18 protein-coding genes are annotated in these 21,319 nt (G+C 41.2%); 5 read left to right on the plus strand and 13 right to left on the minus strand.

The annotated features are described in order from the left end of the window. Positions 1-134 precede the first annotated feature (134 nt). From Gferi_RS11770 to Gferi_RS11795, 6 genes are all read right to left on the minus strand, one after another. A complete protein-coding gene (locus Gferi_RS11770; RefSeq protein WP_069976711.1) occupies positions 135-887 on the minus strand; it encodes a TIGR03943 family putative permease subunit in 753 nt (250 codons plus the stop codon). Positions 888-899: 12 nt separating this feature from the next. After that, a complete protein-coding gene (locus Gferi_RS11775) occupies positions 900-1,928 on the minus strand; it encodes a permease (protein ID WP_156782383.1) in 1,029 nt (342 codons plus the stop codon). Between the two features lie 262 nt (positions 1,929-2,190). Further along, positions 2,191-3,045 carry a metal ABC transporter permease gene (locus tag Gferi_RS11780; RefSeq protein WP_069976713.1) on the minus strand — a complete coding sequence of 285 codons (855 nt, stop codon included), beginning with the start codon at positions 3,043-3,045 and terminating at the stop codon, positions 2,191-2,193. A gap of 18 nt (positions 3,046-3,063) precedes the next feature. Further along, positions 3,064-3,819, minus strand: coding sequence for a metal ABC transporter ATP-binding protein (locus tag Gferi_RS11785; protein ID WP_069976715.1), 756 nt, complete (start codon positions 3,817-3,819; stop codon positions 3,064-3,066). A gap of 3 nt (positions 3,820-3,822) precedes the next feature. Next, the gene (locus tag Gferi_RS11790; RefSeq protein ID WP_069976717.1) at positions 3,823-5,157 is read right to left on the minus strand and encodes a metal ABC transporter solute-binding protein, Zn/Mn family; all 1,335 of its coding nucleotides are present in this window, start codon (positions 5,155-5,157) and stop codon (positions 3,823-3,825) included. 220 nt (positions 5,158-5,377) lie between these two features. Further along, the gene (locus Gferi_RS11795) at positions 5,378-7,546 is read right to left on the minus strand and encodes a heavy metal translocating P-type ATPase (RefSeq protein ID WP_069976719.1); all 2,169 of its coding nucleotides are present in this window, start codon (positions 7,544-7,546) and stop codon (positions 5,378-5,380) included. Between the two features lie 222 nt (positions 7,547-7,768). Here Gferi_RS11795 and Gferi_RS11800 point away from each other — a divergent pair, with 222 nt between their 5' ends. Continuing rightward, positions 7,769-9,241, plus strand: coding sequence for an FMN-binding glutamate synthase family protein (locus Gferi_RS11800; protein ID WP_069976721.1), 1,473 nt, complete (start codon positions 7,769-7,771; stop codon positions 9,239-9,241). Between the two features lie 35 nt (positions 9,242-9,276). Here the strand turns inward: Gferi_RS11800 and Gferi_RS11805 are convergent, their stop codons facing one another. Both Gferi_RS11805 and Gferi_RS11810 read right to left on the minus strand, forming a co-directional pair. Beyond that, on the minus strand, positions 9,277-10,644 hold the full coding sequence (locus tag Gferi_RS11805; RefSeq protein WP_069976723.1) for an urease accessory protein UreH domain-containing protein: 1,368 nt from the start codon (positions 10,642-10,644) through the stop codon (positions 9,277-9,279). Positions 10,645-10,922: 278 nt separating this feature from the next. Continuing rightward, positions 10,923-12,752 (minus strand): S-layer homology domain-containing protein, encoded by a 1,830-nt coding sequence (locus Gferi_RS11810; protein ID WP_069976725.1) that lies wholly within the window; start codon positions 12,750-12,752, stop codon positions 10,923-10,925. A 153-nt stretch (positions 12,753-12,905) separates the two neighbouring features. Between Gferi_RS11810 and Gferi_RS29095 the strand changes: the two genes are divergently transcribed. After that, positions 12,906-13,583, plus strand: coding sequence for a hypothetical protein (locus tag Gferi_RS29095; RefSeq protein ID WP_069976727.1), 678 nt, complete (start codon positions 12,906-12,908; stop codon positions 13,581-13,583). A 58-nt stretch (positions 13,584-13,641) separates the two neighbouring features. On the opposite strand, the gene Gferi_RS11820 is transcribed toward Gferi_RS29095, so the two are convergent. Continuing rightward, positions 13,642-14,211 carry a YhcN/YlaJ family sporulation lipoprotein gene (locus tag Gferi_RS11820; protein ID WP_069976729.1) on the minus strand — a complete coding sequence of 190 codons (570 nt, stop codon included), beginning with the start codon at positions 14,209-14,211 and terminating at the stop codon, positions 13,642-13,644. A 231-nt stretch (positions 14,212-14,442) separates the two neighbouring features. Between Gferi_RS11820 and Gferi_RS11825 the strand changes: the two genes are divergently transcribed. Then, positions 14,443-14,634, plus strand: a complete 192-nt coding sequence (locus Gferi_RS11825) for a hypothetical protein (protein ID WP_069976731.1) — start codon at positions 14,443-14,445, stop codon at positions 14,632-14,634. Between the two features lie 173 nt (positions 14,635-14,807). Here Gferi_RS11825 and Gferi_RS11830 read toward each other — a convergent pair whose 3' ends face one another. Beyond that, complete coding sequence (locus Gferi_RS11830) at positions 14,808-15,626, minus strand: nitroreductase family protein (RefSeq protein ID WP_069976733.1); 819 nt, start codon at positions 15,624-15,626, stop codon at positions 14,808-14,810. Positions 15,627-15,812: 186 nt separating this feature from the next. Here Gferi_RS11830 and cooS point away from each other — a divergent pair, with 186 nt between their 5' ends. Continuing rightward, positions 15,813-17,945, plus strand: a complete 2,133-nt coding sequence (gene cooS / locus Gferi_RS11835) for an anaerobic carbon-monoxide dehydrogenase catalytic subunit (RefSeq protein ID WP_069974581.1) — start codon at positions 15,813-15,815, stop codon at positions 17,943-17,945. A 39-nt stretch (positions 17,946-17,984) separates the two neighbouring features. On the opposite strand, the gene glnA is transcribed toward cooS, so the two are convergent. The 3 genes from glnA to Gferi_RS11850 all read right to left on the minus strand — a co-directional run bounded on the left by glnA (position 17,985) and on the right by Gferi_RS11850 (position 20,434). Further along, complete coding sequence (glnA, locus tag Gferi_RS11840) at positions 17,985-19,415, minus strand: type I glutamate--ammonia ligase (RefSeq protein ID WP_069976735.1); 1,431 nt, start codon at positions 19,413-19,415, stop codon at positions 17,985-17,987. A 16-nt stretch (positions 19,416-19,431) separates the two neighbouring features. After that, positions 19,432-19,869, minus strand: coding sequence for an Lrp/AsnC family transcriptional regulator (locus Gferi_RS11845; RefSeq protein ID WP_069976737.1), 438 nt, complete (start codon positions 19,867-19,869; stop codon positions 19,432-19,434). Between the two features lie 385 nt (positions 19,870-20,254). Further along, a complete protein-coding gene (locus Gferi_RS11850; protein WP_069976739.1) occupies positions 20,255-20,434 on the minus strand; it encodes an asparagine synthase in 180 nt (59 codons plus the stop codon). A gap of 167 nt (positions 20,435-20,601) precedes the next feature. Here Gferi_RS11850 and Gferi_RS11855 point away from each other — a divergent pair, with 167 nt between their 5' ends. After that, positions 20,602-21,156, plus strand: coding sequence for a hemerythrin domain-containing protein (locus Gferi_RS11855; RefSeq protein WP_069976742.1), 555 nt, complete (start codon positions 20,602-20,604; stop codon positions 21,154-21,156). Positions 21,157-21,319: the final 163 nt, after the last annotated feature.

A 21,319-nucleotide genomic window follows, 5' to 3' on the forward strand; every position in this document is an offset into this window, starting at 1 on the left:
GGTCGTCCGCTTATATACGCATCGCAGCATCGTCTGACCCTATAAGCAACAAAATACAAGGGCAGCAGATTCAGAGAACGGTCTCTGTGCCGTTCCAAAATAGACCGCATTTTTTTAACTGTGTCTAAATCAACTTAAGGATAGATATATTGTATTGAAGGCTTTTCTATAAGCTCTACCTGTTCTACCTGAATTACGGTGAGCTCATGCTCCTGTCCCAAATACTTGTCGTAGAAATTTGTAACATCCAAGGTACCTACAACCCTTACCCACTGATCGTTGCTGAGGGTTGCCGTATTCTCCCAGCGGCTCAATAATCCAACAACCTGTGCGTCTGCCGCACAGCAAGTCATCATCATTCTTCCCACTACGAATTCCTTCTCATCAAAATCATCTTCTCGAAATACAAAACCTGTGATTACTACTTTATTTCCCTTGTATTTATAGTAGTCTCTCATCATGTCTTCTAAAATATAAGCAAAGTTTCCATCGTCAAAGGCTACCATACCATCTTGGATAAAGTCTGAAATCTCTGGCTGGTCTTTCTGAATAGAGATGGAACCTTTCCCCTGATTAATGGTAACACCTTTCTTCGCTGCCACATCCGCACTGATTCCTTGTGGATTTACGCCAAAACCCAGAATTAATGGGATTACAAACAAAATATATCCAAGTTTGACTGGTGTTCGATTACTTTTTTGAAAGAGCTGTCTAATCTGAAAGATTGAAAGCAGCACAAATATAAACAGGGAAAAATAAACATATTTCATCATCTTCGGATGAATAAATATTGAAATTTTTTCTGTAGCAATCAGATCATAAATATAGTAGGAAAACCCTAATAAAATTGCAAACCATATCCACTCATTTACATTCAACCGTTTCATAGATCTTCCCTCCTACAATCCCACAAAATTCACCAAAAGCGCCATCATAAGGCACACGGCAAACATTAAAGCCGTCAATCGAATAACAAAACCCTTCTTAAAGGTGCCCATCAGCATCATGGTGTTTTTAATATCACTCATGGGACCAAAGATCATAAAGCCTACGATCGATCCTGTAGTGAACTGTCCCAGGAAGGTTCTGGCAATAAATGCATCTGCTTCTGAACATAAAGATAATACAAAAGCCAGCACCAGCATCACCGCAATAGAAGTCAACTGTCCTTGCCCAATAGATAGTAAATAACTTCTAGCTACAAAAGTCTGCATCATCGCAGAAATAAAAGCACCCATAATCAAAAATTTGCCTACATCATACAGCTCCAGGCTGGTATGTTCAATAATCTCGGAGATTTTCGAAAAAACTCCGGTTCTTTGCTTCCCATGATAACTATGGTGATGGCCACAGCAGCTATCATCCATTAAATCGAATACCCCCTCTTCCGCTTCACTATGACAGCCACAATCATGGCTGTGCACATGATGATCGTGGTCGTGATGCCCACATCCGCAGCCGGCATGTACAAGAGAAGGGGTTTCCTTCATCGGATTGTTTTTTCCCTGCCAGATACCAATAATGTGACCGATTAGAATTGCACTGGTTAAACCCAGCCATCCGCGAAGAAATACCATATGGATTTGACCTGAAAAAGCATAATAGGTAGATGCCAATACCACAGGATTGAAAATGGGAACAGCCGCCATAAAAGTTACCGCAATATGCAACGGTACCCCTTTTTTCATCAGTCTTCTCATAATGGGTACGATGGCACATTCACATACGGGAAATATAAAGCCCATTAAAGATGCCGCAATGAGTCCAAGCCATCTATTTTTAGGGATAATCCTTGAAATGGTTTCTTCTGATACAAAAATTTGAATGAGTGAAGAAACGAAAGCACCAATCATCACGAAAGGAATGGCCTCCAAAATGATGCTTAAAAATATGGTTGAAAAACCTTCTAAGATACTGTTTTGCAGCATATCTCACCTCACATAATTAGATTTTGAATCTGTATAATAAAAATAACGTTATTTTTATTATACAGACAAAAGTCTGAAAATAGAAATTATTTATTAGTTTTTCTTATAGCTGTGTGACTGAGAAGTTTAATATTCAACGGAACGGTGAAACACCGTTCCCTACGTAAATCTAAAACAGGAATGTAGGGATCGACCTCTGTGTCGTTCCGGAAAACGTACAGACACAAGTCCTGCCCCTACACTTGTGAAAAAGCAGCTTCCCTTAAGCAGAAGCCGCATTTTTATTATCCAATATATTTTTTTTGGCCTGTATACGCTGTCTGAGGTTCTTTCCCAGAAGTACTGCCAGCAGGATAACAATTGCAACCAAAACAATGGTTCCCCCCGATGCCAGTTCAAAATAGAAGGAAATAATAATTCCTAAAATCACTGCCAGCTCAGCAAATATCAGCGAAAAAATCATCGCTTGTTTGAAGCTGCGGGCAATCTGGAGACTGGTAGCAACGGGTATCACCATGAGAGATGAAACCAACAGCACCCCTACAATACGCATAGAAAGCGTAATGGTAGCTGCAATCACCACAATAAAAAAAATATTAATCCACCGGACAGGAATCCCTGCCAACACAGCAGCTTCCTCATCAAAGGCGATGTAGAACAATTCTTTGTACAGCAGCGCCACAGAAATAATAATAAAGAGACCTAGTGCCGAAATAATCTTTAAATCTTCGGGCAACACAGTGGTAATACTGCCGAAAAGATATCCGAATAAATCTACATTGAAAGATTTGGCCATACTGATCAATACCACTGCAATCCCAATTCCCGCTGACAAAATGATGGCAATCGCCAACTCCGCATATTGTTCATAGGTTTTTCTTAATTTCTCCATCGCCAGGGCTGCAAGTACAGAGGCTCCTAAAGCCATTCCTAAGGGGTAAATCCCCGTTAGAATCCCTGCAGCAATTCCAGCCAAAGCCACATGAGACAAACTATCCCCTATAAGCGACATCCGCCGAAGGACTATGAAAATACCGATTAAGGGACATAGGATTCCGATAATCATCCCTGCCAGTAATGCCCTCTGCATAAAGCTGTATTGTAAAATTTCCAGCATATGACTGCTCCTTTTATATCAATGATTATGTTTATGAACCATCAGCTTCATTTTATCTCCATAGAACTGGGCAAGCACTTCATTAAAAGGAATATTACAGCAGCTGTGATGGGTGACAAGACGCTTGTCACCCATACACGCTACACGGTTTACTTTCTCAGTAATCACACCTATATCATGAGATACCATTACGATCGTAATATTCATTTCTTTGTTCAGCTTCTCCAACAGCTGATAAAACTCCCCTTGAGATTTTAGGTCAATTCCCACCGTAGGCTCATCCAGTAAAATAATCTTCGGAGAGCTGACAAGGGTTCTGGCAATAAAAACCTTCTGTTGCTGTCCCCCAGACAGATTGCCAATGAGCCGTTTCCCAAATTGATCCATGCCAACTACCTCAAGCGCCTGGTAGACTTTTTCCCGATGAACCTTCCTAATCGGCTTAAAAAGACCAATTAGCGGATAAAGATTAGCTCCTACCACTTCTTCTACAGTAGCAGGAAAACTGCTGTTAAAGGATGTAGCCTTTTGAGGAACATATCCCAACTGGCCCCAATCTTTAAAACGATGCTGTTCCTGATCAAACAGCCTGATGCTTCCCTCTTGGGGCTTTAAAATATTCAATATCAACTTTATAAGCGTACTCTTTGCTGAGCCGTTTGGCCCCACAATGCCTAAATAATCTCCTTCGAATATTTCTAAATTAATCTTTTCCAATACAGTGTTTCCATCATATCCAAAGGATACATCCTTTAATTGAATCACTTTTTTCATGATCTATTCTCCCAACGCTTTTTTCAACGCTGCCAAATTATCCTCCATGGCTGAAATATAATCCTTTCCAGCCTTTAGCTCATCCTCAGCAAGCCCCTCCAGCGGATTTAGTACCATGGTTTGGGCACCTACCTCCCTCGCCAATACTTCAGCCAGCTTTGGATTGGTTAAGGTTTCAAAGAAAATAAATTTAACGTCATTGGTTTGTGCAAACTTACTGATTTCCGCCATTTTTGCAGCACTAGGCTCCTCTTGAGGGGATATTCCCCGGATAGCAACCTGCTTTAAACCATAGCGGTCTGCCAGGTATCCAAAGGCTGCATGGGCGACTATTATTTCTTTTCTATTTACATTGCTCAATTCCTGCTTAAACTTGTCATCCAATGCAGTTAATTTTTCTGCAAACTCCCGGTAATTTGCTTCATAATAATCCTGATTGGCTTCATCGGCCTGAATAAAAGCATTTTTGATATTCTCTGCCTGCTTCATTGCATTCATTGGGCTTAACCATACATGGGGATCGTATTCTCCATGGTGATGGTGGCCATCTCCGTGTTCTTCTGCATCGGCCGGTTCTATGACATTCCCTGTCTCGTCCAATAATTGAAGATCAAATTCCTCCGGTAAGTGTTCCATGAAAGTAATGTAGGTGCCCGGAGTTTCCACTTTTACTGTGAAATTTGTACCCGCTTTATTCAGCTGCAGTTCATAGGCTGCTTTATGTGTTATAGAAAAAGTTCCTTCTGCCTGTACTGTTTTACCATGCTCTTCTAACACATGTTCTGCTTCATGCTCTGCTTTGTCACGATCTTTCCCCATCTTTTCAAAATCAAGGAATACAATATTCATGGATGGGTCTTCGCTTTCTTTAAAAACAAAAGAATAGGTTCCCTTTTCCAAGGTGTACACACCGCTCCATTCCAATTCCTCCTCATGGTCCTCCTCTTCCTCAGACTTAAGCAGTTTAATGCCTGCTGAAGCCTCTACCGCTATCAATTTGTCATTCTGGACAGAACCCAGAAGTTTTTCGGCCCAAGGCTCCATTTCTAACCCATTATAAACGAACACATCCGCTTTTTCCAATTCGCCCATCAGCCTTGCCGTAGGTTCCCAGTCATGGGCCTCTACCCCCGGCGGCACCATCATTTTAACATCTACCTTATCCCCGCCAACCTTTGTGGCAAAATCATACATTGGATAAAAACTGGCATATACTAATAATTTTTCCTCTGCGGCTTCAACTTGTACAGGCGGCGTATCTTCTTTTGTGCATCCGCCGGCCAACACCATTGTCACTACCAAGATCATTGCAATCAAAATTTTCCCTTTTCTCTTCACCTAAAAAACCCCTTTCTATGTAATGGATTCTCTAAAAAATACAGCAGCTCAATTGCTGCTGCCGAAATGGGCGGAAACGAAGTGCTGTTCGTTTACCTAGCTAAAATATATCATACATTTTTTCTAAATGCAAGTAATTCCTATTTGCATTATTCGACGTAAGCTTTATACATAATTATTGCCTAATCATTATATTATTAGGCAATAATTACGCAACCTTTTACATTTTATGACTTTTTTTCATCGGATCATATTTTAATAATCTACTGGAATTCAGCACTACACCCACTGTACTGAGATTATGCAAGATAGCAGCCATAAAGGGTGAAATCAGTCTTCCGGCTCCAAGGAGAACGCCTAGCCCATTAATCCCTATTGCAATACCATAACTTTGTTTTATTACACCGATTGTTTCTCTGCTAATGTCGACAGCCTTCACAATTTTTTGTGGATCATCTCCTGCTAAGACAATATCGGCGGTTTCGATAGCAATATCTGTTCCTCCTGTTCCCATGGCAACGCCAACGTCAGCGATGGCTAAAGCCGGAGAATCATTTACTCCATCTCCCACCATGAGTACCTTTCTTCCTTTCTCTTTCTCTTGTCGAACAATTGCTGCCTTTCCTTCCGGGAGAACATCGCTATAGATATTTTCAATACCCAAAGGCACTGCAATTGCCTCGGCTGTAGCCTGGTGATCGCCTGTAATCATGGCTATGTTTTCGATCCTTCTTTGCTTCAATCCGTCCACTGCTCCTGCACTTTCTTCCTTTACCACATCCTTGATGCCAATGAGGGCAGCTAATGCTCCGTTTCTTGCCATATAGATCGTCGTTTCTCCTGCTGCCTTCATTTTTTCTTCAACTTCCATCCCGATCGATGTATCAATATCCTGCTCTTTCATCATGCGCTTACTTCCAAGAACAATTTGATCATCTCTTATAGCTGCGATCACCCCTCGCCCTACCACTACCTCTACCGCTTCAGGTGTTTCCGGCTTGATGCCCATCTCTAGTGCTTTACTGACCACAGCCGTTGCAAGGGGGTGCCGATTACCCTGTTCACAGCATGCCGCAAGATACATGGTTTCCTCCTGATTAACCTCCTGGCCAAGCATATAAATAGAAGTTACATAGGGTTTTCCTTTTGTAAGGGTACCTGTTTTATCGAACAGCACCGTATCCACCTGTCCTATTTCTTCTAAATATCTGCCTCCCTTGATCAATATTCCTTTCTTTGCTGCATTCCCTAAGGCCGCCGCCAAAGCTGTAGGTGTTGCCAGCCCGGCAGCGCAGGGACAGGCTACAATGAGAATCGTCACAGCTCTGACAAAATCTGCTGTGAACAAATATACTAGTCCTGATAGCAGGAAAGAGTAGGGTACCAATTTATCTGCATAGATATCTGCAATGTTCTGTATAGGTGCTCTCGTGGTACTAGCTTCCTCTATCATATGAATAATGCGGGAGATAGAGGTATCATCCCCTACTTTACTTGCCTGCACAAATATTTTTCCCTGTTCCACAATGGTTCCAGCAAAAGCCGTTTCTCCCTTTTCTTTGATAATAGGCACCGATTCTCCTGTAATCGGCCCCTGGTTCACTACGGCTTCCCCACTTAGCACGATACCATCTACAGGAATTTTTTCCCCACTGTGAATGACTACAGTATCTCCTACCTTCAACTGCTCTGTACTTACAGATACTTCTATTCCGTCTACCAAAAGCCAAGCCTTTTCCTGATTGTTATCCAGCATGCTTCGTATGGCTTTTCTGGATCGGTCTACTGTCATCGCTTCAAATAACTCGCTTAAATTAATCAGCCCAATTACAACCAATCCTGTCATGTATTCATTCATTGCCAAAGAAAGGACTGTGGCAGCAGTGATTAGCAGATCGTTGTTAAATTTTTTATGTACCAGCAATCCCCTTATTCCATTTTTGAAAAGTGCATATCCAGTAATTACGGTTGTTACTGAAGCAATATTTAGTGGACCTAATGAAATAATAGGAATCCCTAAAATAATTGTTTTTACAAATGTATACGTTAGCACCAGGCCCCCTGCAATTACCTGTTTTTTTTGATAGGCAATGGAGGTTTCTTCAACATCCAGCTTACGTGGATATTTTCGCTGCAATTCCTTTTTTCCATTTGGAATACTTAAATTTTGTCCTGTAATTAGCTTACAAATCTTCCTTTGATCCAGCTGATCCTCATTATAAAGGATCAAGATACTGTCCCGTACACTGGTAATCCTTACCCCTTGGATACCCTCAATGTTGTAGAGATGCTGCTCCAGCTGGATGGCCCTGGGGTAAGATTGATAAATTGCCTGGTATTTGATTCTTATCCTTCCCGGGACAAAGGATAAAATTTCTAATTCTTTCATCAAAGCTGCCTCCCTGACTGTCTATATTACATATATTTTGGCATATTGCTGCCAACTCTATGCGAAGTTTCTATTAAGCGGAATGATTTGCAGCTATTTCGATCGATTAAATTTCAAATATTCATATACAATCTTTTCTTTTTAAATTCTTTGTTTCTCACATATTTCTCACGCTTTCAAGCAAAATAATATCATAAATGCCCTGCGAAGGAGGGTTTCATTATGTCTCAGAAATCAAAACAAAGAGCTCTTTCTCCAGTATTTCATCCTATCCGGTATCTCTTTCGCCGTATGCTTAAGCGTATGATTGCAACCTATACAGAGATATTGATGACCGACGATTATGAAGAAAATGTCTGGGAAATCTTTACCGCTTCTTATAAAACCGGGTTTACAGAAACCCTGGAGAATGAACTTCGCGCAGCATCGGGGATCGCCATTGACCGCCCTTTGGGTTCTGCGAGAAAATTCCCCAGTCTTAATGATTTGATGTTCGGTATCGCACAGCTGCATACTATGCCCATAGAATTTGAGGATTATGTGGATACCCGTGTGGTTATCGGAAAGAAGTCTAAAAAGTCCTTTACCATTGATATTCCTATCCTAATCGCTCCCATGGCTTATGGTACAGCACTCTCAAGAGATGTGAAAATTGCTTTTGCCAAGGCTGCTGCACAGGTCGGTACCGCCGCTACCTCCGGAGAAGGTCCTATCCTGCCCGAGGAACGGGATGCTGCAAAGTACTGTATTCTACAATATAATCGTGGGGATTGGGCTAAAGATGAAGAAATGCTGTGCAGCAGTGATGCCATAGAGATTCAGTTCGGACAAGGCGCCATCGGCGGAATCGGCAGCCGAACTAAAGCTGAAAAAATTGATGCAGAAATGCTGAAATATTTCCGCTATCCTGCAGGCTATGATCTGGTAGCTCATTCCCGCCAGCCTGAAGTACAGCATGCAAAAGACCTGGAGAAGCTGGTAAAAAAACTTAAGGATATCACAGGAGGTGTACCTATCGGTGCTAAAATTGGTGCCGGAAAGTATTTAGAAGCAGACCTGGACATATTATGCAGCAGTGGTGTTGATTTTATTTGTGTAGACAGCTGTGAAGCAGGTACCAAGGGTTCTGTCCCTATTTTGCAGGATGACTTCGGCATACCCGCTCCCTTTGCCATTTCCCGTTCAGCGGAGTGGCTCTATAAGCATCATCTTAAAGATCAGATTACATTGATTGCTTCCGGAAAAATCCGGGCGCCGGGAGATATGCTCAAAGCCTGTGCATTAGGGGCAGACGCTTGTTATATAGGCAACGCAGCACTTTTTACCGTCTCTCACACCCAGGCACTAAAAACGATTCCCTATGAACCGGTTACCCAACTGGTTTGGCATGGTGCGAAATATACAGACGAATTTGACCTCGAAGCCGGTGCTGCTTCCTTGGCAAACTATCTAAAGTCCTGTAAAGAAGAACTGGATAGAGGAATCCGTGCCCTGGGGAAAAAAGACTTAAAGGATGTCAACAAAGGAGATTTGGTCTCTCTGAGTGAGCTCATTTCAAAAGGCTGCGGCGTTCCTATGGCTTACGAGCCTTATGAATATCCGGATAAGCTGCAAAAACATGTACAGGTCGGTGCACAGCGGAGGAAGATTCGTAAAATGGAAAAAAAAGAGGAACCGGAAAGAGAAAAAGAGTAGGCCTCCGAAAATTCGGGTGTCCTACTCTTTTTCTCTTATTGACCGCCGCAGCAGCCTCCGCCGCCAAAGAATCCCCCGCTTGCAGCCGGTACTTCAGGTGGCATGGATGCTTCTTCCAGGTAATTTACTGCTGTCAGTTTTGTAGTGATCATGCCCATCCAACAGGTTATCGTGATGGGACCTTCCTTATCCGGCGTAAACTCAATGAACGCTTCTCCGGAAGTCAGGTCTTTTTCAATTCCATACTGAGGAATGGCAATAGGATTGTTGCAGCCATTGATTCCCTGCACATCCAAATGTATTCTTAAGGGTATACCTGCCTGCACCACCGGAGTACTCGGAATGTAATTTCTAGAAGTAATGGTCAAATCAATAATCTGTTTTCCATCCTCCATTCGAATTTCATTTTCTTGTTCAACTACGGTATTCACCAATCCTGGTCCTGTGGAAACACCTGAAAGAGCAAGGCCCCGATTGACCATAATCAATCCTAAAACCATGACGAATACAGCTCCTGCTTTTATCATTTTCTTTCCCAGCCCACCACTAATCATAGAAGTAATTGCGCCAAAAGCAAATAATAAAGGGGTTGTTCCTAAGCTAAAAAAGAACATGGAGAGAGCCCCCTGCAGCACACTGCCTGTTCCCAATGCATACAGCTGCATGGTTTGTAAGGGCCCGCAAGGCATAAAGCCGTTTAATAATCCAATGATCAATGGACGCAAAGGACCTGTAGTTTTTGTACTTCCAATGGAAATATGCGGTATTGGCAGACGAAACCAACTAGGAAGCAGAAAAAGATTGAGCATCTTTAGTCCAAAAAGAACCATAAAGATACCTGCTCCCACAGCTACAATCCCTTTAAACTGCCCTGAAGGAGAAATCACAGCGCCTAATCCTCCCACAATTCCCCCGATAGTCGTATAGGAGATTACCCTTCCTGCATTGTATAAAAAAGAGGGCATTACTTTGCTCTGATTCTCCACGCCAATGCTTTGGGACAATGCAATCCCCCCACACATGGCAATACAGTGAAAGGAGGTTAGTATTCCTACGATTAGCAGCAAACCATAACTCATATTGTCTGTGATTGGCGGTATAAAGTTAAAACCAATAGAATTATTGATAATCGTATATGCCCCTACTAATAGTATAGCCCAGGGAATCACACTCTTTAAAGAATGCTCCTGACCTTCTAAGACCTCGTATCCAGCTCTCCTTATGGCTGATTTTAACTGTAGATCATCAATCTTTTCAGCATCGAAAAAAACTTGTACGCTGGATCTTTGAAAATTAGCTCGAGCTTCTTTTACTCCCTTTACAGACATCAGGGCCCCTTCCACTCGCTTTTCACAACTCCCGCATACCATTCCATCAACCCTAAAAGTAACCTGTTTTCCCATATACCACACCCCTTTATGTGTTCATTTTATCTCCAAAATAGACCGCTCTCATGAAATAAATAATTAGTTTCTCTTAAAAGTATTTCCTAATGTCTAGATATATGCCTATCATATCGAATCTCCTGTTTGAATGCAACCCTAACTTGCAAGCTTTCTCAATCACACATCTAAACATAATAAAAAAAGCAATATTCATGCCTCTCTGCACAGACATGAATATTGCTTCCCAATATTAAACTTTTATAATCAACTACAGTTCCTATCGGACTTCCTAGGATTTAATCTTCAACAACAATTTTTACAACGGTTTCGTTTACCACCGTAATCTTTATTTGACTGCCTAAGACTAAATCTTTAAATTTAATATCATCGTCGTCATCCTCTTCTATAATGGTAACATTTCTATCCACATTATAGGTTTTATTCTGTCCATTACTCTTTAATACCAATCGATATGGATTTCCCATATACTTCTCTACTAATTCTCCACGATACTGGCTTTCCACTGCATAGGCATCTATTCGATCTACCTTGTCATTATTCACCACAACCTCGACTTCCATTTTAGGCATTAAATCATTTAAGGTAACCACTTGATCATCCAACTTAATCACTGCGTCAGAATTGACCTTCAGAGATCTCTCTGTATTTCCTGATTTTATGGTGATTTCTTTAATCGAGCGATTAATTGCTGTCAGTGTTCCACTCAAATTTTCTCTTACATTTCGGGCCGATATTTCCTGAAGGATATTTCCTGCCACCTTTATATCCGCTTCCATTCCGGTATCCAACCGGTCAAAGCTTCGAGAACTTCCATCAATACGAACTACTGTGTTCTCATTGGCTCTATAGGTTCTGGCAACATTACCGATCCTTAACGTAACTTCTTTTGTATTCCAGTTGATATCTGTAATTGCACCTTTATAGGTTATAGCAGAATTTGTGCCTTCCACCAGTCGAACCTTTTCATCTTTTACGGTTATCTTTACATCCATGCCTACAACCAGTTTTGAAAATGTAGTGGTTTCTCCATTGATTTTTATTTGTGTATCATTTGTAATTGTAAATAACCTTTCTATATTTCCATTTTCTACGCTAATTTTTTTATCGGTGCTGTTTATTGCTGTAATCCTTCCTTCATAGACATCACCCACAATCACAGTATCACTATTCCATCTGATTTCAATAACCTTGCCGTCTTTCACGGTAATCTCAATCGTTTTGTTTCTTTCTAAATCCTCTAAATCCTTCAACCGGTTGTCAATGTATACTTTGACATTCTTGCTGATATCATATTCCCGATCTACACCATTAACCCTTATAACCAACTCACTATTATCTATGATGCGTATCAATTTTCCTTCGATAATTTTCTTTGAACCATCAACGGGTTTTCCATCATAATCATCGAGTTTCTCAACCAATACAGCCATTTCTGCCCGTGTTACAGCTTTATTCGGCTGAAAGTTATTATTATTGTCGCCTTTCATCATATCTGCAGCATAAGCTTTACCAACATATTCGCGATATGCTGTTTTGATTGCATTTGCATCTTTAAAAGGCAATGCTCCTTTATATTCGCCTATTTCTCCATATAACTCTTCTAAAGCCCGAACAATATACTTTGCTACTTCTTGTCTCTGAGCTGGCTTATTTAGATTTTTCCAAGTAAGCTCCTCCTCGTCGGCAAGTATCTTTCCGTCCTTAGCAACAGCAATATACCCGAGTGCCCATTCCTGTGCTGCATCTTTAAGCTTACTCTTTTTCTTCCCTTCCTTGATTGCAGTTAATTCCTTTTGAACCTCTTCTTCATAGCCTAAGGCACGAAGAATCATAGCTAATGCTTCTGCCTTGGTTACAGGTTTATTCGGTGCAAATTTGTCTTCTGCAATCCCCTTGAGGATTCCTTTGTCAGCCATCTTTTCAATCGCATTTCGTGCCCACTCTACTTCTTTCAGGTCGATAAATTTAGAAATTCCTGGAGGAATTCCGCCTTTTTTTGCCAACCCAGGTGGTGTGAAATCTTTACCGCTATATGCATAACCAGGTATCATGGCCACTGAAAGAAGCAATGTTAACACCAATAGAAAACTTATCATTTTTTTCATGATTTTACCTCCTTATTTTTTTATAGGATTACGCCCTCTAAAAAAAATTTAGGTACCATTAAAAGGGAATTTTTCTTGTGCCATAATAAGCACTATCTGCATACCCTATAATTGAGAGAAGATACTCTTAAAATGAATAAAGGGGGAACTATAGTGGACGAAAAAAATGAAGCCATGAGAGACAGGGATATTCGGGTCGACCAACCCAATCCAATGCATCCACAAATGCCAACACCAGGTATGATGCCTGCCATGGATAACATATATCCGACAATGCCAGGTATGATGCCTGCTATGGATAATATATATCCAACAATGCCGGGTATGATGCCTGCTATGGATAATATATATCCAACAATGCCGGGTATGATGCCTGCTATGGATAATATATATCCAACAATGCCGGGTATGATGCCTGCTATGGATAATATGTATCCGACAATGCCGGGTGTGATGCCGATTATGGATAACATCCATCCTATGCCAGGTATGATGCCGATTATGGATAACATCCATCCTATGCCAGGTATGATGCCGATTATGGATAACATCCATCCGGGCATGCTGCCCATCATGGATAAAAAATATCCTATGCCAGGCTGTATGCCTCCAGGAGTTACACCGATGCCTGGGGTACTGCCTGCTGCAGGTATGATGCCGCATATGGATTGCATACACTCGGTTCAGCCGCCTACACCTGACATGATGCCGGTGGTAGAAGACGAAAGCACACTTTGTTACATGGAAAACATGCACAAGCACAGAGCTCACCTTCATGAAGCAGAAGCTGCAAAGCTAAAAGCGATGCAATGTCTAATAAAGTGTAAATAAAAGTTAGAGGCTTTTCGAACCAAGTCGAAAGGCCTCTAACTTTTTAATCTAAACATTTTTAAAAGAGTACTTCTAATTCTCTATGCACTTCTTCCGGTGCTCTTTGATAATTAAATTTATCGGCATAGATTCTTAATCGCTTTACTCGATCTTGATCAGATGTCATATAGACACGGGTAATATCCGGAGCAGTCTCTCTAATTTTAGCAGCTATTTCTGACTGCAATGCTTTCATATTTGTAATCTCAATATCTTCTTTTGTTTCTATCCCCACATATGCCCTGTCTTCTACCAAAATCACTACTGCATTGCGAATTCCTTCCATCGCTTCAATGGTTGTTTCTATATTGACACCTGCCATATCCATGGGCATATTATCATAATTGATATCGCTTTCACGGTTTTCTCCTACCCTTTCATCGGGAGGAATCAGTCTTTCATCCGGAGTTACCTCATCAGGATCTAAATTTCCGTCTCCTGCACCTAGATCTCCAGCCCGCTGCTGATTGATATCCGTTCGACTTCTTTCATCCATCGGACGTTGGGCAGGCCTACACCCGATAATTGCCAGTGAACCAAAAATCACAAAAGCCAAAATCATGGAAATCAGCTTAATCTTTTTCAACAAAGCCATTCTCCTTTCTATTCTCTTTTGTGTTTTACCTCACATTTTTAGTTTCTGTGATTTTACTCTTTTTTATGGTTTGTATTTTTATCAAAAGCTTATAACTTTTCACATCCATAGGAAATAATACTATTTTTTCAAGAAATTCTTTGAAAATAGTCACACTTTTTTTGTATTTCCGTATGATGTAGTATATTGTTAATTTTTATAATTTTAAAAATGGAGGGTACATGTATGAGTGAATCTAAAAAGGGATTATTTGGCGGTTTTGCTGATGATTCTTCATTATTATTCTTTTTTCTGTTGCTCGTCGTATTCTTCGGCGGTGACTTTTTCAGCGGTGGATTAGGTGATGACTCCTCACTATTGTTCTTCTTCCTACTATTGATCATCTTTTTCTTCAACTTCGGCGGATTTGGATATTAATCCGAACCTAACTGCCTTTAGGGCAGTTTTTTCCTTTTGTGGGAAAAAACCGGAGCAGCCCTACACCTTCCCTACATGGAAAAATACTGTAGGGAAGATGTAGGACTATTCGAAAAATAAAACGGGCAGACACAAGTCCTGCCCCTACTGTATTTTTTTAAAATAATATAGATTTAAAGTTTAAAGGTCCCCACAACTTTGTATTCCTTCGGTATTCCATAAACAGCTTTCAAGCTTTCGTCTGCCTCGATGTCCCATGTCCCGTTGATGCCCTCTTCGTGGGCTGCCTTTTCAAAGTACAGCATCACAATTCCTGCATCTAATCCCATGCTTTCTTCATCCTCTTGCAGCACTGTGAGCGTTACTTGATCTTTATCTAAAACAAATCTCCATGGTTGCTGGTTTCCCCAAGAAGGTGCATATCGCGCATAATAGAATACATTAACAAGGGCTCTGTTTTCTAATTCCTCTATGGTGCAGGGTTTTCCCCAATGCCTAGAATAAATCAACTCTTCTACCCCTAAGCGGCTGCTTTTAGGAGAAGTATCCTTTTTAAAAATGCCCTTATACTGATACCCTACTGCAGCAAAGGCCGTGACCACATCTTCACTTTCAATACCAAGCACTTCCTTAATAATCTCTTGGTTTTCGACGCTTAGCCAACAGGTTCCCAAGCCCAGTTCCCAAGCCTTCAATCTCAGCAGCTCCATAACATAACCACTGTTCTCCAGATAACTCTGAAATTGCTTGGATGTAATCACCAGATAGTGGGGTGCTTCTATCATTTTTCCGTAATATCCTGCATTGCCTGAAAGCTGCTTATAAATCTCCTGTCCCCGGTCTAAAAAAAGAACAGATATATTTCTTCCTTTGGCGATTCCCTTTATCTCTTTCCCTACATGGATCAATTCTTCTATTTTTTCGTGTTCTACCGATTGTTTCTTGTAGTCCCGAACCGTTCTAAAATCCTCTATTAATTTTGAAAATTTCATAGGCCTGCCTCCCTTTTTTCCACATCTATGTTCAATAGATATCCTTTTTTTTCATTTTTAAACTTTTTTTCTTTCTATGCCCATTTTCTCCACTGTATGAATTTTCAATCCATACATAGAAATCCCTATTATTGTAAAAAATATTCGGTGAATGCAAATACAAGTACAAAGATAGGAGGCGTATATATGTCAGATAAAGATGTTGAAAAGTCATATGAACGAAGTGCTGAAAGGATGCGGGGAGACAATAAAACTTTTGCTGCGGATCTTACGGCTAAAGATTATAATGATCCAAGTTTACATGAAGATATCCATAATAGCGTTTCTGTAGATTATGATAAGATTGACAAAATGCCGGATATGGAGGAAGTACATAGGTGGCAGCGGGAACATATCCAAAAGGATGATCAGTCTAAGGAAGGCTATCCTTTGAATGTGATTATCGACCCGGCCATGCGGGAGATGTATCAGGTAGTTCACGATGCAGGGATGACCAATGTATTTGACCGTTTCAGCCAGCAGCAGCCTACCCAGTGTAAGTTCTGTATTGAAGGTTTATCCTGCCAGCTCTGCGCCAATGGCCCTTGCAGAATCAGTTCCAAGGCTCCCAGAGGGGTCTGTGGGGTTGATGCCCATACGATGGTCTCCAGAAACTTTGTTTATCGGCATGTTACCATCGGTACTTCGGCAAATATTTTCCACTGCCATCAGGCAGCCAGAACGCTGAAGGCTGCCGGAGAGCATCCTGAAAGCGGTTTGAAAATCAGAGACCCTGAAAAGCTGAAAAAGTATGCAGATATGGCAGGTCTGAATGCCAATAAGCCAATCAATGCGTTGGCTGTAGATTTTGCAGACTGGGTAATGAATGATATTCATGCACCTTATCATATAGAATCTAAAACCGTTGAAGCCTTTGCCCCTACGAAAAGAAAGGAGCTTTGGAGACAGCTTGGCTTATTCCCAGGAGGCGGGTATAGTGAGGTGGCCTATGCACAGACCCGCTGCATGACCAATTTCACTTCTGATCCTGTGGAATTTTTATTAAACAGTGTACGTCTTGGGGTTGCCAATGAGTATCAAGGTCTGTTCCTGCTGGATATCATTCAAGAAATCCTGATGGGTACCCAAGAAATCGCCATGAAGCAGCAAAACATGGGTCTGCTGAAGGAAAATATGATCAATGTGATTACCAACGGACACATGCCCCTGCTTGCCCATGTAGCCATTGATCTGGCATCCACCGATGAATGGCAGCAAAAGGCAAAAGCTGCGGGTGCCGACGGTATTCAGATTTTAGGACATGTTTGTGAAGGACAGCAGTTGATTAATTATGAAGGGATGCACAACCGGAAGGGCTATGGCGGTCAGGAAGGTGAGTGGCTCTCCCAGGAATACCTGCTGGCTACCGGTGTAGTAGATTTGTTCATGTTTGACTACAACTGTACGGTACCCACTATGCCCCTCTTTGCAAAACGGTTTGGTACAAAGCTCTTAAGCACCCATCCGGTCATTAAGCTGCAGGGAACGGATACCTTGGATTTTGTTCCGGAAAAAATGAATGAGCAGGCAGTAAAGGCTTTGGATATGGCTATAGAAGCCTTCAAGCAGCGTAAATCCGAGAACAGAAAAACTTATATTCCGCCCCATGTATCCGACTGTATGGTAGGCTTTAGTACGGAATCTGTGAAGAAAGCCTTGGGCGGAAGCTTTAAACCATTGATCGAGCAAATTGCCAATGGAAATATTCGTGGCATTGCAACCATTGTAGGATGTACTACAGCAAGATATGGACAGGGAGGCAGCAACATCTTCAGGATCACCAAGGGCTTGATCGAAAACAATATCCTGGTGCTGTCCGGAGGCTGTACCTCCAGTGTCATGGAGTATACAGGCCTTACCAATCCAAAGGCGGCAGAGGAATGCGGTGAGGGCTTAAAGGCAGTGTGCAAGAAGCTGGGCATCCCACCGGTACTGACCTATGGTGCCTGTGTAGATATCGGCAAGATGACCCATACAGCCAAAGAGCTGGCAGATGCCTTAGATGTGGATACCAATAAGCTGCCCTTGGTCATTGGTGCACCGGAATACCTGGAGCAAAAGGCAGTAGCAGATGCCTGCACTGCAGTGGCTTTAGGCTGGCTGGTGCATGTAGCTCCCGTACCATCGATTACCGGCAGTGATGTGGTAGTAAAAACCCTGACAGAGACTACGGAAACCCTGGGACTTGGTAAAGTTGTAGTAGAAATGGATGCAGAAAAAACGATCCGGATTTATGTGGATCATATTGAGAAGAAGCGCAAGGAATTAGGTTTGAATTAATGTATTAAACCCCCTTCATATTACATGAAGGGGGTATTTCTATAGGTCATAATACATTTTGTACTCTAGCGGATGAGGTATAATACTTACCTGCACAGCATCGGCACGGATACGGCGTAATTGGTCGTAAATCATACCCTTAGAGAATACGCCGCCCTCTAATAAGAATTGATGATCTTGTTCCAATGCATCTGCTGCTTCCTCTAAGGATTTAGGCAATCCTTTTATTTTTGCCTTCTCCGCTTCGGACAGTGCATAGACATTTACATCATAGGGGCCAAATCCTTCATCAACAGGATCAATTTTGTTTTTAATACCGTCAAATGCAGCCATTAAAAGTGCGGAATAAGCCAAGTACGGGTTGCAGGTAGCATCTGAGGGTCTAAATTCAAAGCGCTTTTCCTCCGGTTGGATGGCATAGCCTGGAATCCGGATCACAGAGCTTCTGTTTGCAGTAGCATAGCAAATGCTTACCGGTGCCTCATAGCCTGGCACTAGACGTTTATAGGAATTGGTGCTGGGGTTTGTAATGGCCATTAAGGCAGCAGCATGCTTTAGAATGCCGCCAATGGCATAAAGCGCTATATTGCTAAGGCCTGAGTACCCTTTTTCATCGTAAAAGATTGGTTCTTTATTCTTAAATAGCTGCATATGCACATGCATGCCGCTGCCAGCTTCTCCATAAAATGGCTTCGGCATGAAGGTAATCGTTTTCCCGTTGGCAATAGCTGTATTTTTTACAATATACTTCAGCATCATGGTTCTATCTGCCATTTCTCTTAATGGCCCAAAACTCACTTCTATTTCTACCTGCCCCGGTCCCCCATTTTCAGAGTGATGATATTTTACAGGCACCCCATGTTTTTCCAAAGCCAAAACCATTTTGTTTCTCAAATGGAAGCTGCTATCATAGGGCAGATCTGCATGATAGCCTTTATGATTGAGTACCTTATATCCTAAATTCTGTTTATCTTTTTTATCTGTATTCCACTCCGCTTGCTGCGCATCCATCAATACTTCTACATGTTGAGGTGTGGTTTTAAAGGAAATATGATCCAAGATGTAAAATTCAAATTCAGGACCTAATAAACTGTAGTCGGCAATCCCAGATTCCTTCATATACCGTTCTGTTTTTTCTGCAATATATCGGGGGTCTCCTTCAAAGCGCGCACGTTTCTCTCCAAGAGTATAAATGTCTCCAATCATCGTCAGCGTCGGTATTTCAGAGAAAGGATCTACAAATGCAGTACGAATGTCGGGCTTAAAAACCATGTCAGATTTTTCTACGGATAAAAAGCCATAACTGGAACCGTCAAATCCAATACCATTTTTCATGGTTTTCTCTGTAAATCTTTCCATAGGAATGGTCAAATGGTGCCATCTTCCTGCCAAATCTACTACCTTAAAATCAATGAGTCGGATTTCCTGCTTCCTGCAAAATTCTTTTAATTCTTCCAGGTTACTAAACATGTTCATCCTCCTTTAGTCATTCAATATTGATCCAGGTGGTTTCCTTTGCGGTGGATAGAGCCAGATAGGTATAAGTATTGGGTGCTACATGATTGATTTGATCAATAAGCTGTTCTAGTTCTTTTGTATTTCTAGCCTTTACCTTCACCATAAAACAGGTATTGCCAGTAACCTTATGACATTCTTGGACCTGCGGAATCTCACTGATCATTTTTGCCATCGCTTCAATGGCCATATTTCCTACGGGAACGCTAATGAATGCAGTGATGTCCATGCCCACTTTTCCTCCATCGATTAATACAGTATATCCTTTGATAATACCCTCCTGCTCCATCTTTTTTACCCGTTCACTGGTAGCAGAGGTAGATAATCCAATACTTCTACCTAATTCTGCCATGCTTATTTTTCCATTTTTCTGCAGTGCTTCTATGATTTTTTTGTCGAACTGGTCCATAGGTCACCTTCCTACCATAATTTTCTAATTTTATTGTACCTCTTGCTAAAATATTTTACAAGTTATTTTAACTGAATTTTTATACAATTTAAAAGAATATAACTTAATTATATATATTTTTTAGTGAATTAATGTTAGGGAAAATGTTTTCATCAGATAATATCCCTTTTTATCCATTAAATGATGCGGGCGAACAATGTTCGCCTCTACACGTCCACTGTTTTTTGTAGGGTCGGACGGCCCCTGTCCGACCGTTTTAACCTAGTATAATACTTGGGTGGACCGGGGCGTCTACCCCTACAAAATGTAATTTGAGGCTCAAAATTTGTCTGCTGCTAAATTTTCTTATAAAGAAAAAGTGAGGACCTGCCTCACTTTTTCGTGATTACTCTCTTTCATCCATGTGTTGTACCAAGTCGATGGCTCCTAAAACTACATGTGCCAGCCCAAAGCCTACAATCCCTGCCGCGATCATTGGCGCCACATCTCTTCTTTTCATCATTGCACCCGTAGCCGTAACTGCTGTTCCTAGCACTGTTGGAATTAATCCTTCACGAATATCCATAAAAAATTCCCTCCTTTTTTTTGGAATTCATTATTAGCATGCTATCATTTAATGGTTGTTATCCCTGACAAAAGCTTTCAGATCTGGTAACAAATTTGTGATATTTGTCATAGTCTGTTTGATTTTGAACAAAAAAGTGAATAATAAAGATATAAGGAGGGATTTTTATGGACGCCATCGCTTTAATGATTGAAGAACATAAGCATATAAAAAGAGTACTTGGAATTACAAGAAGAGCTTGTATACAAATTTTAAATGGTACTCCGGTAAATTATGAAGCATTTTATAAGATTATCGACTTTGTTCGTAATTATGCGGATAAGCATCATCACAGCAAGGAAGAAGATATTTTGTTTAAAAGAATGTCAGAAGAACTGGGTGAGGTCATTGCCCATGGTCCAATAATGGGTATGTTTGCAGAACACGATTTGGGCAGACTTTTTATCAGCAATCTAGAAACGGCCTTACAAAAGGCAAAGGCTGGCGATGCTGATGCAAGAATTGATATCATTGCCAATGCCATCGCCTATACAGACCTGCTCTATCGGCATATCGACAAGGAGGATACTGCTATTTATACTTTTGCTCAAAATAAATTAAGTGCAGAATCCATGGCTGAAGTGGAAGAAAGATGCAAAGCAGTAGAAAGTGAAGCCCACAAAAATCGGCTGCAAGATAAGTATATTACATTAATTGATGAATTGGAAAAAAGCGTTGGTTAATCTCAACGCTTTTTTATATAAATAGGGGTTGTAGGGGATGAAATCCCCTGCCGTACTAAGGAGGGTGCTCAGACTGCGATAGCAGTCGTCGAATATAAAACCGCTGGTATAGATAACCGCCTAAGTTTGCAGTATATTACATTTTTCGTAGAGACGAACAGTG

The organism is Geosporobacter ferrireducens (genome assembly GCF_001750685.1).
Classification (GTDB): Bacteria; Bacillota; Clostridia; order Peptostreptococcales; family Thermotaleaceae; genus Geosporobacter; species Geosporobacter ferrireducens.